This window comes from Haloactinopolyspora alba (assembly GCF_003014555.1).
Taxonomy (GTDB): domain Bacteria; phylum Actinomycetota; class Actinomycetes; order Jiangellales; family Jiangellaceae; genus Haloactinopolyspora; species Haloactinopolyspora alba.
In genome coordinates this window covers 98,390-120,072 of sequence record NZ_PYGE01000015.1, presented here as the reverse complement: position 1 = coordinate 120,072, position 21,683 = coordinate 98,390, and the positions used below count along the sequence as shown (strand labels likewise).

The 21,683-nt window shown below is 71.6% G+C and carries 19 protein-coding genes; 15 read left to right on the top strand and 4 right to left on the bottom strand.

From position 1 onward, the window contains the following. Window positions 1–35 precede the first annotated feature (35 nt). From tsf to CLV30_RS18680, 6 genes are all read left to right on the top strand, one after another. The gene (gene tsf, locus CLV30_RS18705; protein ID WP_106538739.1) at window positions 36–869 is read left to right on the top strand and encodes a translation elongation factor Ts; all 834 of its coding nucleotides are present in this window, start codon (window positions 36–38) and stop codon (window positions 867–869) included. Between the two features lie 43 nt (window positions 870–912). Further along, window positions 913–1,716, top strand: coding sequence for a UMP kinase (gene pyrH / locus CLV30_RS18700; protein ID WP_240723212.1), 804 nt, complete (start codon window positions 913–915; stop codon window positions 1,714–1,716). A gap of 89 nt (window positions 1,717–1,805) precedes the next feature. Next, the gene (gene frr, locus CLV30_RS18695; protein ID WP_106538738.1) at window positions 1,806–2,363 is read left to right on the top strand and encodes a ribosome recycling factor; all 558 of its coding nucleotides are present in this window, start codon (window positions 1,806–1,808) and stop codon (window positions 2,361–2,363) included. Window positions 2,364–2,375: 12 nt separating this feature from the next. Further along, on the top strand, window positions 2,376–3,266 hold the full coding sequence (locus CLV30_RS18690; RefSeq protein ID WP_106538780.1) for a phosphatidate cytidylyltransferase: 891 nt from the start codon (window positions 2,376–2,378) through the stop codon (window positions 3,264–3,266). A 118-nt stretch (window positions 3,267–3,384) separates the two neighbouring features. Beyond that, window positions 3,385–4,506 (top strand): dual-specificity RNA methyltransferase RlmN, encoded by a 1,122-nt coding sequence (rlmN, locus tag CLV30_RS18685; RefSeq protein ID WP_205740616.1) that lies wholly within the window; start codon window positions 3,385–3,387, stop codon window positions 4,504–4,506. Between the two features lie 125 nt (window positions 4,507–4,631). Then, a complete protein-coding gene (locus CLV30_RS18680) occupies window positions 4,632–5,921 on the top strand; it encodes a DivIVA domain-containing protein (protein WP_129710916.1) in 1,290 nt (429 codons plus the stop codon). A gap of 4 nt (window positions 5,922–5,925) precedes the next feature. Here the strand turns inward: CLV30_RS18680 and CLV30_RS18675 are convergent, their stop codons facing one another. Continuing rightward, on the bottom strand, window positions 5,926–7,167 hold the full coding sequence (locus tag CLV30_RS18675; RefSeq protein ID WP_205740615.1) for an MFS transporter: 1,242 nt from the start codon (window positions 7,165–7,167) through the stop codon (window positions 5,926–5,928). Window positions 7,168–7,237: 70 nt separating this feature from the next. Between CLV30_RS18675 and CLV30_RS18670 the strand changes: the two genes are divergently transcribed. After that, window positions 7,238–8,164: a LysR family transcriptional regulator gene (locus tag CLV30_RS18670; RefSeq protein WP_106538736.1), complete on the top strand. Its 927-nt coding sequence runs from the start codon at window positions 7,238–7,240 to the stop codon at window positions 8,162–8,164. 22 nt (window positions 8,165–8,186) lie between these two features. Here the strand turns inward: CLV30_RS18670 and CLV30_RS18665 are convergent, their stop codons facing one another. Next, window positions 8,187–8,921, bottom strand: coding sequence for an SDR family NAD(P)-dependent oxidoreductase (locus CLV30_RS18665; RefSeq protein WP_106538735.1), 735 nt, complete (start codon window positions 8,919–8,921; stop codon window positions 8,187–8,189). 59 nt (window positions 8,922–8,980) lie between these two features. Here CLV30_RS18665 and CLV30_RS18660 point away from each other — a divergent pair, with 59 nt between their 5' ends. The 5 genes from CLV30_RS18660 to CLV30_RS18640 all read left to right on the top strand — a co-directional run bounded on the left by CLV30_RS18660 (window position 8,981) and on the right by CLV30_RS18640 (window position 15,046). Next, window positions 8,981–9,511: a MarR family winged helix-turn-helix transcriptional regulator gene (locus CLV30_RS18660; RefSeq protein ID WP_106538734.1), complete on the top strand. Its 531-nt coding sequence runs from the start codon at window positions 8,981–8,983 to the stop codon at window positions 9,509–9,511. A 28-nt stretch (window positions 9,512–9,539) separates the two neighbouring features. Beyond that, a complete protein-coding gene (locus CLV30_RS18655; RefSeq protein ID WP_106538733.1) occupies window positions 9,540–10,376 on the top strand; it encodes a M55 family metallopeptidase in 837 nt (278 codons plus the stop codon). Next, window positions 10,369–11,682 carry a M20/M25/M40 family metallo-hydrolase gene (locus CLV30_RS18650; RefSeq protein ID WP_106538732.1) on the top strand — a complete coding sequence of 438 codons (1,314 nt, stop codon included), beginning with the start codon at window positions 10,369–10,371 and terminating at the stop codon, window positions 11,680–11,682. The genes CLV30_RS18655 and CLV30_RS18650 overlap by 8 nt, the downstream gene beginning before the upstream one ends. A 342-nt stretch (window positions 11,683–12,024) precedes the next feature. Beyond that, on the top strand, window positions 12,025–14,094 hold the full coding sequence (locus CLV30_RS18645; protein WP_106538731.1) for a S9 family peptidase: 2,070 nt from the start codon (window positions 12,025–12,027) through the stop codon (window positions 14,092–14,094). A gap of 28 nt (window positions 14,095–14,122) precedes the next feature. Beyond that, a complete protein-coding gene (locus tag CLV30_RS18640) occupies window positions 14,123–15,046 on the top strand; it encodes a S66 peptidase family protein (protein WP_106538730.1) in 924 nt (307 codons plus the stop codon). Window positions 15,047–15,120: 74 nt separating this feature from the next. Here CLV30_RS18640 and CLV30_RS18635 read toward each other — a convergent pair whose 3' ends face one another. Together CLV30_RS18635 and CLV30_RS18630 are read right to left on the bottom strand one after the other, a co-directional pair. Beyond that, the gene (locus CLV30_RS18635; protein WP_106538729.1) at window positions 15,121–16,017 is read right to left on the bottom strand and encodes a sugar phosphate isomerase/epimerase family protein; all 897 of its coding nucleotides are present in this window, start codon (window positions 16,015–16,017) and stop codon (window positions 15,121–15,123) included. Window positions 16,018–16,106: 89 nt separating this feature from the next. After that, window positions 16,107–17,858 (bottom strand): metallophosphoesterase family protein, encoded by a 1,752-nt coding sequence (locus CLV30_RS18630; RefSeq protein WP_205740614.1) that lies wholly within the window; start codon window positions 17,856–17,858, stop codon window positions 16,107–16,109. A 327-nt stretch (window positions 17,859–18,185) separates the two neighbouring features. Here CLV30_RS18630 and CLV30_RS18625 point away from each other — a divergent pair, with 327 nt between their 5' ends. From CLV30_RS18625 to CLV30_RS18615, 3 genes are all read left to right on the top strand, one after another. Continuing rightward, window positions 18,186–20,390, top strand: coding sequence for an MMPL family transporter (locus CLV30_RS18625; protein ID WP_106538728.1), 2,205 nt, complete (start codon window positions 18,186–18,188; stop codon window positions 20,388–20,390). 155 nt (window positions 20,391–20,545) lie between these two features. Continuing rightward, the gene (locus CLV30_RS18620) at window positions 20,546–21,163 is read left to right on the top strand and encodes an acyl-CoA-like ligand-binding transcription factor (protein WP_106538776.1); all 618 of its coding nucleotides are present in this window, start codon (window positions 20,546–20,548) and stop codon (window positions 21,161–21,163) included. Window positions 21,164–21,183: 20 nt separating this feature from the next. Continuing rightward, entirely contained in the window at window positions 21,184–21,630 is a 447-nt protein-coding gene (locus tag CLV30_RS18615; RefSeq protein WP_106538727.1) for an ester cyclase, read from the top strand. The last annotated feature ends 53 nt before the right edge of the window (window positions 21,631–21,683 follow it).

Here is a 21,683-nt window from a genome sequence, read left to right as displayed (position 1 = left end):
AAAGACGATCAGCTGACGAAGAGAGAAGTGTGAGGATGCCGAACATCACTGCGGCGGACGTCAAGCGGCTGCGTGACGCCACGGGTGCGGGCATGATGGACGCGAAGAAGGCGCTCGAGGGCGCCGACGGCGACTTCGACCAGGCGGTCGAGGCGTTGCGGATCAAGGGCGCGGCGAAGGCGGCCAAGCGCAGCGCCGAGCGCACCACGTCGAACGGGCTGGTGGCTGCCGAGGGCTCGGCGATGATCGTGCTGGCGTGCGAGACCGACTTCGTCGCCAAGAACGCCGACTTCCAGAAGCTCGCCGCCGACATCGTCGGCGTCGCCGAGACGGTGCGGGCGACGGACGTCGACACGCTGCTCGGCTCGGCGCTGCCCGACGGCCGCAAGGTCGCCGAGGCCATCGACGCGGCCGCGGCCGTCATCGGCGAGAAGCTCGAGCTCACCCAGGTCGCCGTCGCCGACGGCGAGGTCACCACCTACCTGCACCGCCGGTCCGGCGACCTGCCGCCGCAGGTCGGCGTCCTGGTCCGGTTCGACTCGGACGGGTCCGCGCCCGCGCGGCAGGTGGCATACGACGCCGCGATGCAGGTCGCGGCGCTGCGTCCGCAGTACGCGGTGCGCGAGGACGTGCCCGAGGACGTCGTCGAGAACGAGCGCCGCATCGCCGAGGCCACGGCCCGCGAGGAGGGCAAGCCGGACCAGGCGCTGCCGAAGATCATCGAGGGCCGGGTCAACGGCTTCTTCAAGGAGGCCGTGCTGGTCGACCAGCCGTCGGTGAAGGAGTCCAAGAAGACCGTCGGCGCCGTGCTCGACGAGGCCGGCGTCACGGTTCGAGGGTTCGTCCGGTTCGAGATCGGCACCGCCTGAGATCACTGCCAGCGAACCGCACGACGATCAGGAGGCCGGCACCGTGACGGAGACGAGTGAAACCGAAACGGTGCCGGCCTCGGCCGTGCCGCCGGCCGACGGCGCCGGCACCCGCCGGCGCGTACTGCTGAAACTGTCCGGCGAGGTGTTCGGCGGCGGCGAGGTCGGCGTCGACCCCATCGTCGTCAAGCGGATCGCCGAACAGATCGCCACCGTCGTGGACGGCGGAGTCGAGGTCGCGATCGTGGTCGGCGGCGGCAACTTCTTCCGCGGCTCCGAGCTGCAGCACGCCGGCATGGACCGTGCCCGCGGTGACTACATGGGCATGCTCGGCACCGTCATGAACTGCCTGGCGCTGCAGGACTTCCTCGAGCACCGGGGCGTCGACACGCGCGTGCAGACCGCCATCACCATGGGCCAGGTCGCCGAGCCCTACATTCCGCGCCGCGCCGCCCGCCACCTCGAGAAGGGGCGTGTGGTCATCTTCGGCGCGGGCGCCGGGATGCCGTACTTCACCACCGACACCGTCGCCGCGCAGCGCGCGCTCGAGATCGGCTGCGACCGGCTGCTGATGGGCAAGAACGGCGTCGACGGCGTGTACGACGCCGACCCGCGGGTCGAGCCGGCCGCACGCAAGTACGTCTCGGTCACCTACGGCGAGGTGCTGCGCCGCCGCCTGAGCGTGGCCGACCCAGCCGCCTTCAGCCTGTGCATGGAGAACCAGCTCCCGATCGTCGTATTCGGCTTGGGCGAGGAGAATGGAATCGCACGAGCCATCCGGGGAGAGCAGATCGGTACCGTGGTCGCCTCGGATGTCGAAACCGTCATCCAGACGGGCGCGTCGTAGGGTCTGTACCGATCGCCGGTGACGTCATCGGCGTGGCGATGCCCCGGCGGCCCTAGGATCGACGTCACACGCAAGGCGAAGGAGTAACGGTGATCGACGAAACCCTCCTCGAAGCCGAGGAGAAGATGGAGAAGGCCGTGTCGGTCGGCAAGGAGGACTTCGCCACGATCCGGACCGGGCGGGCCCACCCGTCGCTGTTCAACAAGATCATGGTGGACTATTACGGCTCGCCGACGCCGGTCAACCAGCTCGCGTCGTTCCATGTGGCCGACGCTCGAATGATCACGGTGCAGCCGTACGACAAGAGCTCACTCGGCGCCATCGAGCGGGCCATCCGCGACTCCGACCTCGGCGTCAACCCGAGCAACGACGGCACGCTGATCCGGGTGAACCTGCCCACGCTCACCGAGGAGCGCAGGCGCGAGTACATCAAGGTCGCCAAGGAGAAGGCCGAGGGCTCGCGGGTGTCCATCCGCAGCGTACGCAGGCACGCGAAAGAGACGCTGGACAAGCTGGCCAAGGACGGCGAGGTCGGCGAGGACGAGGTCGCGCGCGCCGAGAAGCAACTCGAGACGATGACCAAGAACCACATCGACCAGATCGACGAGCTGCTCAAGCACAAGGAATCCGAGCTGCTCGAGGTCTGAGAACACGTGGTGATGACCGACGAGCAGGCCGAGCCGCCCGAGGCGCCCCCCGGGGGGAAGCGTCGGCGCGCAGCGTCCGATCCGCCGCGCCGGCACGGGCGGGCCGGGCGGGACCTGCGCGCCGCGACCGCGGTGGGCGTCGGGCTCGCCGTCGTCGTGCTGTGCACGCTGTTCCTGTTCATTCCGGCCTTCGTCGGGCTCGTCGTGCTCGTCATGCTCGTCGCGGTGTGGGAGCTCGCCACGGCGATGAGCCAGCGCGGCGTCGCCGTCCCGGTCGTCCCGGTGATGCTGGGCGCGGTGCTGATGCTCGTGGGCGCGTTCGCCGGTGGCGGGTCGCCGTTGATGGTCGGCCTGGGGCTGACCGTGCTGGCGGTGGGCACCTGGCGGCTGGGCGACGGCCGTGACGGCTATCTCCGTGACGTCGCGGCGGGCGTGTTCACCAGCGCCTACATCCCGTTCCTCGCCGGGTTCGCGACGCTGATGGCGCGTGCCGACGACGGGCACTGGCGCGTGTTCGCGCTGTTGGCGGTCGTCGTCGCCTCCGATGTCGGCGGGTACACGGCGGGCGTGTTCACCGGCCGGCACCCGATGGCTCCGAGCGTGAGCCCGAAGAAGTCGTGGGAGGGCCTCGGCGGGTCGATCCTGCTGGGCGTGGGCGCGGGCGTGGCCGTGGCGGTGCTGGCCTTCGACGCCGCCTGGTGGACCGGCGTCGTGCTCGGGCTGGTCGGCGTCGTGGGAGCCACTCTGGGCGATCTCGGCGAGTCGATGATCAAACGTGACCTCGGCGTCAAGGACATGAGCTCGCTGCTTCCGGGGCACGGCGGGCTGATGGACCGCCTGGACTCCCTGCTGCCCACGGCGCCGTTGGTCTGGCTGGTGCTCGAGTACGTCGTGACCACCTGACGGCGGGGAACGGACCGCGCTGGCGTCACGTTCGCTCCCTGGAAAACCTCGCGTTTCGGGTGAAGCGGGTCTCGGTGTGATGGGCACGGTTGCGATGCGTGGGACAATGAGCGGCATCATGCCCGAGCCAGGTGAACTGACCCTAGAACCCGCACGACGTGGCAAGCCGCCCCGCCACCTCGCTGACCTCGACGTCGACGGCCGCAGGAAGGCCGTCGCCGAACTCGGTGAGAAGCCGTTCCGTGCCGATCAGCTGTCCCGGCACTACTTCACGCGCTACGTCCGCGACCCGCACGAGATGACCGACCTGCCGGCGGCCGTGCGAGAGTCGCTCGCGGGCTCGCTGCTTCCGACCTTGGTGACCCCGGTCCGGCACGTCGAGACCGACAACGGGACCACCCGCAAGACGCTGTGGCGGTTGTACGACGGGGCTCTGGTCGAGAGCGTGCTGATGCGTTACGAGGGCACGCGCCCGCGGGTGACGCTGTGCGTGTCCAGCCAGGCCGGCTGCGGCATGAACTGCCCGTTCTGCGCGACGGGTCAACAGGGCCTCACCCGGAACATGTCGGCGGCCGAGATCGTCGAACAGGTCGTGGCGGCGGAACGGATGCTCGACGACGGCGAGGTTCCCGGGGGGCCGGGGCGCGTGTCGAACGTCGTGTTCATGGGCATGGGCGAACCCCTGGCGAACTATCGGCCGGTGGTCGAGGCGGTGCGGCGGCTGACCGAGGCCGCGCCCTCGGGCATGGGCATCAGCCGCCGGGGCGTCACGGTGTCGACGGTCGGGCTCGCACCGGCCATCGACAAGCTCGCCGCCGCCGACCTGGGTGTCACGCTGGCGCTGTCGCTGCACGCACCCGACGACGAGCTACGTGACGAGCTGGTCCCGGTGAACACCCGCTGGAAGGTCGACGAGGCGCTCGATGCTGCGCGCCGCTACTTCGACTCCACGGGCCGGCGCGTGTCCATCGAGTACGCGCTGATCCGTGACATCAACGACCAGGCGTGGCGCGCCGACCGGCTGGGCCGGATGCTCGACGCGCGGGGCCGCGGCTGGGTGCACGTCAACCCGATCCCGCTGAACCCGACCCCGGGTTCGAAGTGGACGGCGTCGCGTCCGGAGGTCGAGGCGGAGTTCGTCTCGACGTTGCAGGCGCGCGGGATCCCGGTCACGGTCCGGGACACCCGCGGCAGCGACATCGACGGGGCGTGTGGTCAGTTGGCGACCGTTACCGATTAGTATGCATTCGCTTGGCTTGGCCGGTCTCGGGGGATATCGGCTTCCGGTGCGTGAGTGGCTGGCTCACCGTCGCCGGAAGTTCCTCGGGACCGGCCGGTTTACGTCCGGGAGGAGAGTGACACCTGGTGGCCGTCAGTCGCGAGCCCGAGTTTCGTACCACCCGTATGCGCGAGGGCTATGACCTGGACGCTGTCGACGACTTCGTCGACCTGGTGATCGATGCGCTGGACGGGCGCAGCTCCGGGCGGGGGGTGACACCGGAGCAGGTCGAGGGTGAGGAGTTCAAGGTCGTGCGGATGCGCGAGGGCTACGTCATGGACGACGTCGACGACTGGCTCGACGCCGCCGCGGCGGAACTGCGCCGCATGCGCAAGGCTGCCGCCCAGCAGGGCCCGGCGCAGCAGGCACCCGCACAGCAGCCACCGGCGCAACCGCAGGCGCAGAGCTACGGCGCAACCCAGGCGCCCGCGGCCCAACAGCCACAGCCGACGCAGCAGGCCCCGGCGGTCACGCAGCACGCCGCCGCCGCCGGTACGCAGCACGGACAGCCGGGAGCGCAGTACGGCCAGGCGCCGGCCGCACCGGCGTCGCCGCAGCCACCGATGCCGTCGCCTCCGGTGGCGCCGTCACCGGCACCGCCGCCTGTCGGCGGCTACCCGGGGATGGGCGCACCGGCACAGCCCGGGCCGGGAGTGTCGGGGCAGCCGGGCGCCGGATACCCGCAGTACTACGAGCCCGATCAGGGCCCGGCCACGGGTTACGGCCAGGCTTACGGGCAGGCGCCAGCGACGTCGCACGGTTCCGTGCCGGGCACGTCGCACGGATCGTCGCCCGGAGTCGCCAAGAACACGGTGCCCGGCTACGACCCGTTGACCGACTCCGCGGTGAACGAGCTCGACCCGGTCCTGCGCGCGCTCGATCCGTCGTTCGCGGCGGCCGATCAGCATCAGTCCGCGCACGGCCAGGTGCCCGTCGACGACACGGGTGTCGACGATCAGCCGCTGAGTCCGTCGACGACGCCGTCGACGGGCCTGCACCACGTCGAGGTGTGGGTCCGTGACCTCGACCTCGCGACACGGTCGTTCGGGTGGCTGTTCGAGCGGCTCGGGTGGACGCTGTTCCAGGCCTGGGAACACGGCCGGTCCTGGCAGGCACCGGGAGGCGGCCCGTACGTGGTCGTCGAGACGTCCCCGGACATGAGCTGGGTGGCCTACGACCGCAAGGCGCCCGGGCTGAACCACCTGGCGCTGGCGGTGCCCGAGCAGTGGATGGTCGACCGGATCGTCTCCGAGGCGCCGGCGTACGGCTGGCGGCTGATGTTCGCCGACCGGCACCCGCACGCGGGCGGGCCGCACCACTACGCCGCCTACATGGAGAACGACGAGGGGTTCGAGGTCGAGGTGGTCGCCCCCTGAGTGGTCATTCTCGGCGCAGGGGGTGGGTGGTCAGGGCGGCGGTGAGGCACAGCGCCACCACGTAGCCGACGACGCCGTGCCAGCCGAGGCCGTCGTAGACGAGGCCGCCGAGCCAGCCGAACAGGCTGGATCCGAGGTAGTACGCCAGCGTGTACAGGGCCGCTGCCTGCGCCCGCCCGGTGCGGGCCCGCAGCCCCACCCAGCCGGCGGCAGTCGCGTGCGCGGCGAAGAAGCAGAAGGTCAGCACCACCAGGCCGGCGGAGATCACCGGAAGTGCCGGGCTCAGCAGCAGCACCGTCCCGAGGACGATCCCGCCGGTCGTGAGCAGCAGGACCGGCCTCCGGCCCAGGCGCTCGCCGATCCGCCCGACCGTCGCCGAGCCGACCGTGCCCGCCAGGTAGGCGACGAACAGGAACGCCACCACGGTCTGCGAGACGTCGAACGGCGGCCCGGTGAGCCGGAATCCCAGGTAGTTGTAGACGGTCACGAACGCGCCCATGAGCAGGAACGCCTGCGCGTACAGCGCCAGCATGCCGGGTTCGCGCAGCTGGGCGCCGATCCGGTGGACCAGGCGGTCCGGTGCGAGTCCGTCGCCGGCGTCGGCCGCGTCGCCGGTGGTGCCACTGCCGCCCGCGGGGCGGGCCCTGCCGCTGTCGCGGGGGATCAGCACCACGAACACGGCCAGTGCGAGCACGCCCAGCGCGGCATCGGCTCCGACGCCGGTGCGCCAGCCGCCGGCGTCGGCGACGGCCCCGGCGACGAGGCGTCCACTCATGCCGCCGATGCTCGTGCCGGCGACGTACGCACCGGCGGCGCGGCCCAGGCGTTCCGGCACGACGCGCTCGGCCAGGTAGGCCATCGCCACGGCCGGCACACCACCGAGCGCCGCCCCCTGCAGCGCACGGAGCGCGATCAGCACCCACAGCTGCTCGGCGTGCGGGGCGATCAGGCCGAGGACGGACGACGCCGCCAGCGCCGCGGTCATGACCGGAACCCGGCCGAACCGATCCGCGAGTCCGCTCCAGACCAGCACCGACACCGCGAGCGCGCCGGTGGCGAACGAGACCGTGAGCGCGGCGTGCGCGGCCGGCGCGTCGAAGGTCGCGGCGACCGCCGGCAGCACCGCCTGCACCGCATACAACTGAGAGAACGTCGCGATGCCCGCCGCGGTCATGGCGACGACGACGCGCCGGTAGGCCGCCGAGCCGGCGTCGACGGTCGCCGGAGTGCCGCCGGGAGCGTTCACGCGTCCGACCGTAGGGACCCGCTACTCATGCGTCCAATACATGAACAGTGGACGAGTCATACTGTTTCGTATGAACGAGTCCGACACGCTCGTCCGGTTGCACGAGACGCTCGCTCCGCGGCTGCGGATGTTCGAGGCCGTGGCGCGCCACCAGCACGTCACCCAGGCCGCCGACGAGCTGGGCGTGCCACAGCCCACGGTCAGCCGGGCGCTGGCCCGGCTGCAGGACGAGCTCGGCTTCCGCCTCGTCGAACGGCGTGGCCGTGGTGTGCGGCTGACCCGCGCCGGCCGGGTGCTGCTGCCGCACGTACGGCGCGCCCTGGACGGCCTGGGCGACGGCGCCGCCGAGCTGGCCGACGCCGCGGCGGGACGGGTGACGCTGGCGTTCCTGCCCACGCTGGGAGCCGAGGTCGTTCCGGCGCTGATCGGAGGGTTCCGCGCGGACCGCCCCGGCGTGGGGTTCACGCTGGTCCAGGACGTCTGGGAGACGGCCGTCGGGCACCTGCGGGACGGGTCGGTCGACCTCGCGCTGACGTCGCCGTTGCCGGACGAGCCGGGGCTGCGTGCTCAGGTTCTGCACACGCAGCCGCTGCGGCTGGTGGTGCCGGCGCGGCATCCGCTGGCAGGCGGGAGTGAGGTCGCCATGGCGACCGTTGCCGACGAGGACTTCATCATGCTCAAGGCCGGCCGCGGCGTCCGCCATCTCACCGACGACCTGTGCCTGCGGGCCGGTTACGCGCCACGGGTCGCGTTCGAGGGCGACGAGATCGACACCGTGCGCGGTCTCGTCGCCGCCGGGCTCGGAGTGGCGGTGCTGCCGTCGGCGCCAGGCGTGCCGGCGCCGGGCACGGCGGAGCTGGCCATCACGGATCCGGGCGCCGAGCGTCCGGTGGGTATCGCCTGGCCGGCCGGGCCGTACGAGCCGCCGGCGGTCTCGGCGTTCCGGACGTTCGTGCTGGCCGAGGGGCCGGGCCTGGTCGCGCGGGGCCTGGCCTGACGGTTCTCGCGAGCGGCCGGGGTCAGTGCCCGAGGTAGGCGCCGCCGTTCACGTGCAGGACCTGGCCGGTGACGTGTCCTGCGTGCGGCGAGGCCAGGTACGCGACGGCGGCGCCGACGTCGTCGGTCGTGCCCTCGCGCCGGTTCTTGGTCTCGTCGACGAGGCGCCGTCGCCGCTCGTCGCCGAGCCGGCCGCGGAAGAACTCGGTGCCGGTGGTCAGTCCGGGGGAGACGACGTTGGCGGTGATGGCCCGTGGCCCGACGTCGGTGGCCAGGGACGCGTTCCACGCCTCGACGGCCGCCTTCGCCGCCCCGTAGCCGCCGGCGCCGCGCCGAGCCGCGATGGAGCCGATGGTGACGATGCGCCCGCCCTCGGCGATGCGCGGGGTCAACGCCGAGGTGACCAGCACCGCTGTGAGGACGTTGGCGTCGAAGTTCGCGCGCCACGCCGCGGCGACGCCGTCCAGGTCGGTGTCGCGCGGCGCCGGCCGGTCGAGGTCGGTGTTGCCGCCGGCGGCGTTGACGAGGACGTCGACGGTCGTGGGCAGCCGCTCGAGCGCGGTGCCGACGGCGGCCGGGTCGGACGCGTCGAAGTCGACGGCGCGGGCGCCCGGTCCGATCTCGGCCACGGCCTGCTCCAGGCGTTCGCGACGCCTGCCGGTCACGACGACGGTGTCGCCGTCGGCGGCGAAGGCTCCGGCGACCGCCCGGCCGATGCCGGTGCCGCCGCCGGTGACCACGATGGTCCGTGCACTCATGAGCAACTCCTTTAGCGCTAAACTAAATCGGGCACGAGCATAGACACCGGAGAGGTGACATGACAACCGACGACGAGGACGGCGCCGACCGCATCCGGGCAGGGTGGCGGCGGGAGCTGCCGGACGTCCCGGTCGGGCCGATCGGCGTCATCACCCGGATCTGGCGGCTGGCCCAGCTGTTCACCGCCGACCGCGAACGCACGCTCGACCGGCTCGGCCTGGACAGCTCCACGCTCGACCTGTTGAGCACCCTGCGGCGAAGCGGTCCGCCGTACGAGCTGACCTCGGGACAGATCGCGGCCCGCAGCTTCGTCAGCGCCGGAGCGGTGTCGCAGCGCATCGCCCGCGCCGAGGCCGCCGGACTGGTGCGGCGGGCGCGCTCGGGCGCCGACGGACGGTCGGTGGCCGTCCGGCTCACCGACGAGGGCCGCCGGATGAACGAGGACGCCGTCGCCGACCTGCTACGACACGAGGAGACGCTGCTCGACGGGCTCGGCGCGACCGAACACGACGAGCTGGCGGCGACGCTGAAGGTCCTGCTCGGCCAACTGACGCGGCGATTCGACGCCGAGGACCGGCCGCCGCCGTGAATGCGGGCGGCGGGTAGCGTAGCCGCCCATGAAGGTGCTGATCTCCGCCGACATGGAGGGCGCGACCGGCGTGACCTGGAGCGCGGACGTCGAACCAGGCACGGAGCAGTGGCAGCGCTGCCGGTCGATGTTCACCTCCGACGTCAACGGCGCGATCGCCGGGCTGATCGACGGCGGCGCCGACGAGGTCGTCGTCAACGAGGCGCACTCCAGCATGCGCAACCTGCTGCTCGAGCAGCTGGACGAGCGCGCCAGCATGATCACCGGCCGGCACAAGGACCTGACCATGGTCGAGGGCATCCAGGCCGGCGACGTCGACGGCGTCGTCTTCCTCGGGTACCACGCGGGAGCCGGCGCGGAGGGCGTGCTCGCGCACACGTACCTGCCGAACTCGATCACCGGCGTGTGGGTGGACGGCGAGCCCGCCAGCGAGGGACGGTTGAACGCGCTGGTCGCCGCGGAGTACGGCACGCCCGTGCTGCTGGTCACCGGGGACGACCGTGCGTGCGCCGACGCGCTGACCTACGCGCCGCACGCGCGGACCGTCGCCGTCAAGGACCACGTCTCGCGCTACGCTGCCCGCTGCCGGCCGCCGGCGCGCACGTTCGCCGACATCCGGGCCGCTGCGCACGCGTCGACCGCCCTGGCCGTGCGGCACGAGCCGGCCACGAGCGCCGGCCCGTACACCGTCGAGGTGGAGGTCGACGCGACGCAGTTGGCCGGTTTCGCCGGTATGGTGCCCACCGTGGAACGCGTCGCCGAACGCCGGATCCGGTACACCGCGGGCACGGCCTACGACACGATCCGCTGCTTCAAGGCCGTCACCACCCTGATCTCGAATGGCACCGAACATCTCTATGGCTGATCCCACCTCCGACGTCGCGAACCTGGCGGCGCAACTCATCCGCATCGACACCAGCAACGCCGGCGACGGCGGCTGCCGCGAGCGGCCCGCCGCCGAGTACGTCGCCGAGCGGCTCGACGACGCCGGCATCGAGCCGACCCTGATCGAGTCGTCGCCGGGCCGCGCGAACGTCGTCGCGCGTGTCCCCGGCACCGACCCCGACCGCGACGCGATGCTCGTCCATGGCCACCTCGACGTCGTCCCGGCCGAGCCCGCCGACTGGCAGGTGCACCCGTTCGCCGGCGACGTCCACGACGGCGTCCTGTGGGGCCGCGGTGCGGTGGACATGAAGGGCATGGACGCGATGATGCTCGCGGTCGCCCGTGGCTGGATGCGCGACGGGCGGCGGCCGCGACGCGACGTCGTGCTGGCCTTCACCGCGGACGAGGAGGCCAGCGCCGAGTACGGCTCCGACTGGCTGGTCCGCAAGCACGCGGACCTGTTCGAGGGTTGCACCGAGGGCATCAGCGAGTCCGGCGCCTACACCTTCCACGCCGGCGACGGGGTCCGGCTCTACCCGGTGGCCGCCGGCGAGCGCGGCACCGCGTGGATGCGGCTCACCGCGCACGGGCGCGCCGGGCACGGATCGAAGGTCAACACCGACAACGCGGTCGGCGCGCTGGCGGCGGCGCTGGCCCGGTTCGACGCGCACGAGTGGCCGGTGCGGCTCACCCCGACCGTGCGGGCGGCCCTGGAGCGCATCGGCGCGGCGCTCGGGGTGCCGGTCGACCCGGACGATCCCGGCTTCGACGCGGACGCGGTGCTGCGGCGGCTCGGACCGGCCCGCCAGCTCGTCGACGCGACCCTGCGCAACAGCACCAACCCGACCATCATGCAGGCCGGCTACAAGCTCAACGTCATCCCGCAGACGGCCACCGGCTTCGTCGACGGGCGGATGCTGCCGGGAACCCAGGCGGAGTTCGAGGCGACCGTCACCGAGCTGGCCGGGCCGCGGGTGGACTGGGAGTACGAGCACTCCGAGGTGCCGCTGTCAGCCGACGTCGAGTCGCCGACGTTCGCCGCCATGGCCGACGCGCTCGGCGCGGAGGACACGGACGCCCACGTCGTGCCGGTCTGCATGTCCGGCGGCACCGACGCCAAGCAGTTCTCGCGCCTCGGCATCACCGGATACGGTTTCGCGCCGCTGCAGCTGCCGCCGGGCTTCGACTACGGGGCGCTGTTCCACGGCGTCGACGAGCGGGTTCCCGTGGATGCGCTGGACTTCGGCGTCCGCGTCCTCGACCGGTTCCTGACCACGGCCGGATGACCACGGATGGCTCGGCAGCACACGCGGACCGCGTCCCGACGTTCGTCCGCGTGCCCGTCCCACGGTTGTCACCTGATCGCCGTTTCGTCACCTGATCGTTCTCGCGGCGGCGATCAGGTGACAGACGACAGCGACATGGGCACGCCCAGTCATCTGATCGTGTCTCGAGGAATGGACGTAGAACGATCAGGTGACCGGATGACGCTTGGCGGCGCGGAAGTGTCACCTGATCATTTCGGGGAGCCGGTCGCGCCCGGCCGCCACATCGTTGCTGGTTCGAGGCCGTCCCAGGCATTGCCGGCAAACGCAAATCGACAGCAGTGACGACGAGGGAGTAACCCCGTGAGCCGGATCGCACCGTACGGAAGCTGGCCGTCTCCCATCGGCGCGGAGCTGACCGCCGAGCACGACGGCCGGCCGGGCTGGCTGACGCACGCCGGCGGGTTCCTGTGGTGGGTGCGGCCGATGCCCGCGCAGGGCGGCCGATCGGCGCTGCTGCGCGCCCGCCGCGACGAGGCGCGTGCGGTGGGCCCGGCCGGGTGGAGTGAGCCGGAGGTCGTCGTGCCGGCGCCGTGGAACGTCCGCACCCGCGTCCACGAGTACGGGGGCCTGGCCTACCTGCCCGTCCCCGCTTCGGCCGGCCAGGACGGCCACCCCGGCCAGGACAGGCACGATGTCGTGTTCGCCGAGTTCTCCGACCAGCGGCTGTACCGGCTCGACCCGGACGCCGCGGGGGAGCCGTGGCCGCTGACGCCGGTTCCGTCGCGCCCGTCCGGGTGGCGCTACGCCGAGCCGGTGCTCGCGCCGGACGCGCACGAGGTGTGGTGCGTCCGCGAGGAGCACACCGGCCCGGAGCCCACCGACGTCCGGCGATCCGTCGTCGCGGTCCCGCTGGACGGGTCGGGCGCGGACGACGCGTCGGCGATCCGTGAACTCGTCGTCGACCGGCACTTCCTGGCCTGCCTGCGCCCGTCGCCCGACGGGCGGCTGCTCGCGTGGATCGGCTGGGAGCACCCGAACATGCCGTGGGACGGCGCCGAGCTGCGGGTGGCCGTCATCGACGACGACGGCACCGTCGGCGCTCCGGTCACCGTGGCGGGCGGGCCGGACGAGTCGATCGCCCAGGCCGAGTGGATCGCTGCGGACACGCTGGTCCTGGCCGGTGACGCGAGCGGATGGTGGAACCTGCGGCGCCTGCGCGTCGGTGCCGACGGCCGCGCGGAGGCGGACGAGCTGTGCCCCCGCGCCGAGGAGTTCGCGGGGCCGTTGTGGCAGCTCGGCATGCGCTGGTTCGAGCCGCTGCCGGATGGCCGGCTGGCGGTGATCCACGGCCGCGCGACCACCAGCCTCGGCATCCTCGACCCGGCCACCGGCAAGCTGGAGGAGCCGGCCGCCGGCGACTACACCGAATGGGCGCCGACGCTGACCACCGTCGACGGTGTTCCGGTCGGGGTGGCGGGCGGGCCGTCCACCCCGTTCGAGATCGCCGTGCCCGGCGTGGGCGGCGCCGTGGACGAGAGCGTCGTCGTGGGCGGTGAGGACCGCGGCGAGATCCGGGCCGTGCTGCCGGCGTCGCGGCCGCGGACGTTCACCGGGCCTGACGGGCGCGAGGTGCACGCCATCGTCCATCCTCCGCAGAACCCGCACGTCACCGCTCCCGACGGTGAGCCGGCGCCGTACGTCGTGTTCGCGCACGGCGGGCCGACCGGCCGCGTCCCGCTGGTCCACGACCTGGAGGTGGCGTTCTTCACCAGCCGCGGCATCGGCGTCGTCGAGGTCAACTACGGCGGCTCCACCGGGCACGGCCGCGCCTACCGCGACCGGCTGCGCCGGAACTGGGGTGTGGTCGACGTCGACGACTGCGTGACTGCCGCGATCGCGTTGGTGGACGAGGGCGCGGCCGACCCGGCGCGGCTGGGCATCCGCGGGGGCAGCGCGGGCGGGTGGACGTCGGCGGCGGCGCTGGTGTTCAGTGACGTGTTCGCGTGCGCGACCATCATGTACCCGGTGGTCGACCTGACCGAGTTCCGCACCGGCGGCACGCACGACTTCGAGTCGCAGTACCTCGAGTCGTTGGTGGGGCCGTGGCCGCAGGAGGCCGAGCGGTACCGGGAGCGCTCGCCGGTGACGCACCCGGAGCGGGTCTCGGCGCCGTTCGTGCTGCTACAGGGCCTCGAGGACGAGATCTGCCCGCCGGCGCAGTGCGAGCGGTTCGTCGCCAGCATCGCCGGCACCGCCGGCACCGCCGGCACCGCCGTGCCGCACGCGTATCTCACGTTCGAGGGCGAGCAGCACGGCTTCCGGCGCAAGGAGACCATCGTGGCCACGTTGCACGCCGAACTGTCGCTGTACGCGCAGGTCTTCGGGTTCACCCCGGCGGACGACCTTCCGGAGCTCACCCTTGTCCGCTGATCATGCGAGACCGAGAGAAGGTGGACCGATGGGCCTGACGCCGTTGCGTCGCCCGCCCCGGCTGACGCCCGGCGACCGGGTGGTGATCGTGTCCCCGAGCGGCCCCGTCCCGGAGGACCGGCTGGACAAGGGCGTGCGCATCCTGAGCGGCTGGGGCCTGGACGTGGTCGTCGCGCCGCACGTGCTCGACCGGCACCCGCGCTTCGACTACCTCGCCGGCACCGACGAGGACCGCGCCCGTGACCTGCAGCAAGCCTGGTGCGACCCGGACGTCGCGGGCATCGTCTGCGCGCGGGGCGGATACGGCGTGCAGCGGCTCTCGGAGTTGCTGGACTGGGACGCGATGGCCGCGGCGGAGCCGAAGGTGTTCGTCGGCTTCAGCGACATCACCGCGCTGCACTCGGCGTTCGCGAGCCGGCTCGGCGTCGTCACCGTGCACGGGCCGATGGCCGGTGCGTCCATGTTCGTCGAGGACGCGCGGACGGCCGACCTGCTCTACCGCACGCTGTTCGAACCCGACGACGCGCGCGAGCTGACCTCGCCGGAGGCGCGGACGCTCGTTCCGGGGACGGCGTCCGGCGTGACGGTCGGCGGCTGCCTGAGCCTGCTGGCCGGCGAGATCGGCACGCCGACCGCGCAACCCGGCGCCGCCGGCGGCATCGTGCTGCTCGAGGACGTGGGCGAGAAGGCGTACCGGCTGGACGGGTTCCTGACCCATCTGCTGCGGGCCGGCTGGTTCGACGGTGTCGCCGGGGTGGCGCTGGGGTCGTGGAAGGACTGCGAGCCGGTGGACGACGTGGTGCTCGACCGGCTCGGTGGGCTGGGCGTGCCGATCGTCGCCGATCTCGGGTTCGGGCACTGCGACAGCTCCATCACCGTGCCGCTGGGTGTCCCGGCGACGCTCGACGCCGACGCCGGGACACTCACCCTGGACGGCCCCGCCCTGCTGTGACCCGTCGCGGTGGCAGCCCCTGCGGCCTCAGGGGCGCTCACCGCTCGGTCGGTTGCGGCTGCCCGCGCCCGGAGTTACTTCAACGGCGTGAAGCGCAGTCCGCGGAGATAGTCGTACGACACGTTCGCGGTCCGTACCGGGTGCGGCTGCTCGTCGCGTTCGATGATGTAGCTGTGCGCGCCCGGGTGCCGCAGGTGCGAGAGGATCCCCGGGAAATCCACGGTTCCGGCACCGAGGTCGGACTCCAGCCCCTCCGTCGGCGTGCCGTCCTTGAGGTGGAGCAGCGGGAACCGCTCCTCGTGCGCATCGAGGTACGGCGCGGGGTCGACGCCGGCGCTGAGGATCCAGTAGAGGTCCAGTTCGAACCAGACGAGGTTCGGGTCGGCGTGCTCGAGCCAGATGTCGAACAACGTGCCGCCGGTCTCGGGGTCGGGGAAGAACTCGTTGTCGTGCAGGTGCGCGTACCAGCGCAACCCGTAGCTCTGCGCCGCCTCACCCCACTGGTTCATCTCCTCGGCCATCCGCCGGTACCCGTCGGGTGTCTCGTCGCCGTCCATGTACGAGACGCCGACGTACTTCTGTCCCAGGGTGGCGGCCCGTTCGAACGTCTGCTCCGCCAGGTCGCCGCGGAAGTCGAACGGGTTGTGGTGGCTGCCGATGACGCGCAGCCCGTTGTCGTCGGCGATCCGGCGGAACTCGGCGGGTGTGCGGTTGCCGTAGTCGTAGGCAGGCTCGATCTCGGAGTATCCGGCGTCGGCGAGCATCGCGAGGGTGGCCTCGGGGTCCTCGGCCAGCATGGTGCGTACCGAGTACAGGCCGAATCCGATCTTGCCGGGCGGCACGGGGCGCGCGCCGCGGGTGCTCGGTGCCGCGGCCGCGATGGTGGTTGCTCCGGACGTCAGGGCCAGCGCGGCTGCTCCGGTGCTCTGGAGCAGCCGACGGCGGCTCAACTTCTGAAAGTCAACGGCCATCTTTGTCACCCAATCGTAGAAAGTGCGGGGAGGGCGACCTTAAGTGCCGGGGTGAGCGAACATCAAGGCCCGTCTCACGGGCGCCGGCGTCAGCGGCGGCCGGTGGGGAGCAGCGGATTGCCGATCTCGACCGTGCGGAGGACGTCGTTGACGTCGTTGTCGCCGTCGGCGTCGGGCAGGCCGAAGTCACGCGCGTTCACGACGATCCGGTCGGAGTGCACGTCGAGGGTGAGGCCACGGTTGATGTCGCGGGTCACGACCTCGGAGATGCCTTCCGTGCTCTCGCCGCGCGCGTCCCATTCGACGTGCATCGCGCCGGTGTTGACGGCGACGAACCCGTCGGGGTGCCCGCCCGGCACGCGGCGACGCACCGCCCAGTCGCCCGACTCGAACGGGTAATGGGTGTGCCCGGTGAGCAGCACGGCGTTCGGATGGTCGCCGAGGATCCGGGTCAGTTGGTCGTTGCGGCCGTGGTGCTCGTGGTACCAGGGGATCCAGGACGCGGAGACGGTGTCGCCGAGCGGGAAATGGGTGATGACGACGACCTGCTTGCGCTGGCGCGTCCAGTAGTCGAGCCGCTCGTCGAACCACGCCACCTGCTCGTCGGACATCCCGACCTCGGGCGGTCGCGGGTACTCCTGGCCGAGCACCAGCACCGGAACGTCGCCGCCGTCGCCGTGCAGGACGTACTCGCCCCAGACCTTGTCGCGGCGGGCGAAGTCGAGGAACCGGCCCTTCTGCGTGTCCCAGCTCTCGTCGGAGTAGCTCTCGTGGTTGCCGATGGCGGCGACGACCGGGTCCGGGGTGATGCCGGCGGCGCCGGCCATGACGTCGTCGATCTCTCGCCACTCGGGGGCGGCGCCGCTGTTGACGAGGTCGCCGACCATCAGCAGCCCGGACGCGTCGGGGCGTACGTCGTGCAGGTCGCGCAGTCCGTGCGCCAGATCGCCCGGGTGCCCTTGGATGTCGCTGACCACCCACAGCGAGGTGGCGTCGTCCGGGTCGGCCTGGGGCAGCGGTGTCCGGACGGCGACACTGTCGATGGCCCAGTACCACGAGTTGCGCGGTGCCTCGAGGCGCCAGCGGAACACCGCCTGCCGGGCGCCGTCCGGAACGTCGAACGCGAGGACCTCGGTGCCGTTGATCAGCGCGGGGTCGTCCTGCGCGGTGTTCGTCTCGTCGCGGCGCATCAGCGTCGTCTGCTCGCCGCTGCCGTCGAACTCGACGGTCACGGTGGCGGCCTGACCGGCCCACTGGCGGTAGTGCGAGTCGAACGTCAGTTCCAGGCGGTCGCGGCCGCGGACACGGACGGGCGCGGAGACGAGCGTGCTGTCGAACCCGTCCGGGGCGTCCGTGGTGTCGGCGTACTCGTCGCTGTCGGCGACGGCGATGACCTGGTCGGCACGGCCGAACCGGCCTCGCTTCTGGTCTTCGGCGTCGACCCAGAACTCGCGGGTGGTGAAGCTCCAGCCCCGCCAGGCGGCGACGCCGGCACCGGTCATGGACGGGTCGATCTCGACGGACCAGTGCCGGGGTCCCTCGTGGGTGTAGCCGTCGGTGCGGGCGAGATCGTCGGCGAGCCCGTTGAAGCTCTCCCGCCACAGCCGGTGATGGCCCGGACGCGGGGGCGCGGCGACGTCACCGTCGCCGGCGGCGTCACCGGCCACGTCGTGGGCACCGGTGCCGGCAGCGTCACCGTCGCCGGCGGGGTGACGGTCGTCCGGATCGGCTCCGGCAGTCGGCGCGACCAGGGCGAGCGGCACGATCGTGAGCGACAGCACCGCCGCCAGGGACGGCTTCGAGGCAAGGGAGCGCGCGGGAGAGCGTCGACGAAAAGCCATGATCAGCACGATACGCCGCAGAGGTGACCATCTCGCCCGAAACATGCGACGACATGGTGACCAACGCCTGTACGGGACGACGCCGCGGGAACCCGCGAGTGAATTGTGCGTGACACGACAACTTTCTTGTGTTGCAGATTTGCGGCGCGTGCAAGATGTGAGTTAGTGTCAACGCGCGAACCACAGGCAGATGACCGTGGGGGACGGTCACGGGGGTCAGGCCTACGAGGGTGTGGGTGATGTCTCACCGGTGCGGCTCTCAGTCGGCTCACAGGTTCGTTCTGGTGTTCTGACGTCGCTGTACACACACAATCTGGAGTCTTCAAGGTGGCGACATTCCTGTACCGGCTCGGCCGGTTCTCCTATCGACGTCGCCGCGTGGTGGGGGCCGCATGGCTCCTCCTGGCGGTGCTGTTCGGGGTCGGCGCGTCCACGCTGTCCGGGCCGACCAGCGATTCGTTCTCCATTCCTGGCACCGAGTCCCAGGAAGCGTTCGACCTGCTCGACGAGCGGTTCCCGGGGGCCAACGCCGACGGCGCCTCGGCGCGTGTCGTCTTCGCCGCACCCGAGGGCGAGACGCTGTCCGAGCCGCAGAACCAGTCGGTCGTCTCCGACGTGGTGGGCGAGCTCGCGGACGCCCCGCAGGTGGTCAGCGTCGCCGACCCGTTCCAGGCGGGAACGGTCGCCGAGGACGGGCAGATCGGCTTCGCCGAGGTGACCTACGGCGTCCAGGTCTTCGACCTCACCGACGAGGCCAAGGACGCGCTGTTCGAAGCCGCCGACACCGGCCGTGACGCCGGGCTGACCGTCGAACTCGGCGGCGATGCTGCACAGAACAACGAGGTCGAGGGCGGTACCGAGATGATCGGTATCGGTATCGCGGCCATCGTCCTGGTGATCACCTTCGGATCGTTCATCGCCGCGGGCATGCCACTGCTGACGGCGATCCTCGGCATCGGTATCGGCATCTCGGCGATCACCGCCGCCAGCGGGTTCATCGACATCGGGACCAGTACGCCGACGTTGGCGACGATGCTCGGCCTCGCCGTCGGTATCGACTACGCGCTGTTCATCGTGTCCCGGTACCGGCACGAGCTGTCCATCGGGCGCAGTGGCGAGGAGGCGGCCGGACGCGCGGTCGGCACCGCCGGGTCGGCCGTGGTCTTCGCCGGGCTGACCGTCATGATCGCGCTCGCCGGACTGTCGGTCGTGAACATCCCGATGCTGACCGAGATGGGTCTCGCCGCTGCGTTCACCGTCGGGATCGCGGTCATCATCGCGTTGAGCCTGCTGCCCGCCCTGCTGGGCTTCGCCAAGCACCGGGTGCTCGGCGGGAAGATCCCCGGCCTGAAGTCGCGGGACCCGGAGTCCGACGAGGGCAAGCCGACGCTGGGACGGCGCTGGGCCGGACTGGTCGCGCGGCGGCCGTTGCCGGTGCTGGTCCTCGCGCTGGCAGCGCTGATCGCGGTGGCGGCGCCGGTGACCGACCTGCGCCTCGGGCTTCCCGACGCCGGCAGCCTGCCGGCCGACACGACCCAGCGCAAGGCCTACGACCTCACCGCCGAGGGGTTCGGCCCCGGATTCAACGGGCCGCTCATGGTCGTCGTCGACGGCACCGAGAGCGACGATCCGAGGGCGGCGGCCGAACAGTTCCACGCCACGCTGAGCGAGACCGACGGCGTCGTGCGGGCGGCTCCGCCGATGTTCAACGAAGCCGGCGACACCGCGATCATCAACGTCGTCCCCGACTCGGAGCCGAGCAGCGCCGCGACCGAGGACCTGGTGCACGACATCCGCGATGCCGGCGAGCAGATCACCGGGTCGACCGGCGCCGCGGTCGCGGTCACCGGCACGACCGCCATCAACATCGACTTCTCGGAGAAGATGGCCGACTCGCTGTTGCCGTATCTCTCGCTGGTGGTCGGGCTGTCGTTCATCCTGTTGACGCTGGTGTTCCGGTCGCTGCTGGTGCCGCTCAAGGCCGCTGTGGGCTTCCTGTTCACCATGGGAGCCACGTTCGGGGCCATCGTCGCGGTGTTCCAGTGGGGCTGGCTGAGCGGCCTGTTCGGCATCGAGCAGACCGGCCCGATCGTCAGCATGCTGCCGATCTTCCTGATCGGGGTGGTCTTCGGGCTGGCCATGGACTACCAGGTCTTCCTCGTCACCCGGATGCGTGAGGAGCACGTGCACGGCGCCGGGCCCACGGAGTCGGTGGTCGTCGGGTTCCAGCACGGCTCCCGCGTGGTCACGGCGGCCGCGATCATCATGATCGGCGTGTTCTCGGGATTCATCCTGAGTAGCGAGGACTTCATCACCCAGATCGGGCTCGCGATGGCCGCGGCGGTCGCCTTCGACGCCTTCGTGGTGCGGATGACGGTCGTGCCGGCGGTGATGACGCTGCTCGGCAGTCGGGCCTGGTACCTGCCGCGATGGCTGGACCGGCTGTTGCCGGACGTCGACGTCGAGGGTGAGAAGCTCACGCGGTACCTCGAGGAGGACAAGGAGCCGGAGCTGGAGCCGGCGCCGAGCTGAGCCGACACGACGCCTGCTTCGAAGGGGCGGCCGGACCTCGGTCCGGCCGCCCCTTGGTCCGCTGCCCGGCGGGTTCGTCCTGCACCAGGTCCCGTGCAAGTTTTCTCGGTGCGAATGTATGCACGTGCTGCAAGAAACGAGTTACCATGCCCCGCGTGTCCTGTGAGAGAGGTCTACGCGAGCGGAAGAAGGCGGCGACGCGGGCCGCGTTGGCCGCCGCGGCGAGTCGGCTGGCCATCGAACACGGCGCCGACCACGTGACCGTCGAAGCCATCGCCGCCGAGGCGGACGTGTCGCCGCGTACGTTCCACAACTACTTCTCCAGCCGCGAGGAGGCCATGGTCGCCTCCGTGGTCGACTTCGGGTGGAACCTGACCGACCGGCTGCAGGAACGTCCCGCGGACGAGCCGATCTGGGATGCGCTCCGCGACGTCATCGTGGGCTCCGTCGACGCGTCACCGCAGGCCCGTGAGCGTATCGCGGCCCAGTTCGAGATGTTCGCCGGCAACCCCGCGGTCCTGGCCAGCCAGCTCGCCGCCCTGGACGGTATGCGCATCCGGTTCGCGTCCGTGGTCGCGGCACGCACCGGCACGGACGCCGGGTACGACATGTACCCGCACCTCGTGGCCAGCGCGGCGGCCAACGCCCTCAAGACGGCCTACGATCTGTGGGCGACGCGGCGCGACGTCGGCCTGATCGACCTCGTCGACCAGGCGTTCGCCATGATCAGAGCTGGGCTGCCAGAGCCCGGCCGTTCCGAACCGTGCTCGTGACGGTGACGAGGTGACCTCGGATGGACGTGGACCCGCCGTACGGTGACGCGGCCGCGGCGTACCAGGCATGGATCGACCAGCTGTGGAACGGACCGCTGGACGATCTCGAGGACGTCGCGTCCGGGCTGGTGGCTCGGGACTTCGTCGGTAGCTGGCCCGGAGCGCCCGAGATGGTACGTGGCGCCGCCGCGCTGGCGGGCGTGGTCCGGGCCGGGCGGCTGCCGTTCGACGGGCTGCGTTTCGAGATCGAGGTCGGCCCGATCACCTCCGGCGATCTCGTCGCCGCTCGATGGGTCGGACGCGGTCGCTACGCCGGCGGTGAGCGCGCGCTGCCGGGAGCCACGGCGCCGGCCGGAACGCCGGTCGAGTTCCGCGGTCACGACATCTTGCGCTTCGCCGGCGGCGCGTTCAGCGAGTACTGGGTCATCTCCGAAGGCGAACACCTGATGTCCCAGCTCACCGTGTGAAGGAAAGGTGAGCCGGAGCCATCACGAGGCGAGTGCATGCGTCACGAGGCCTG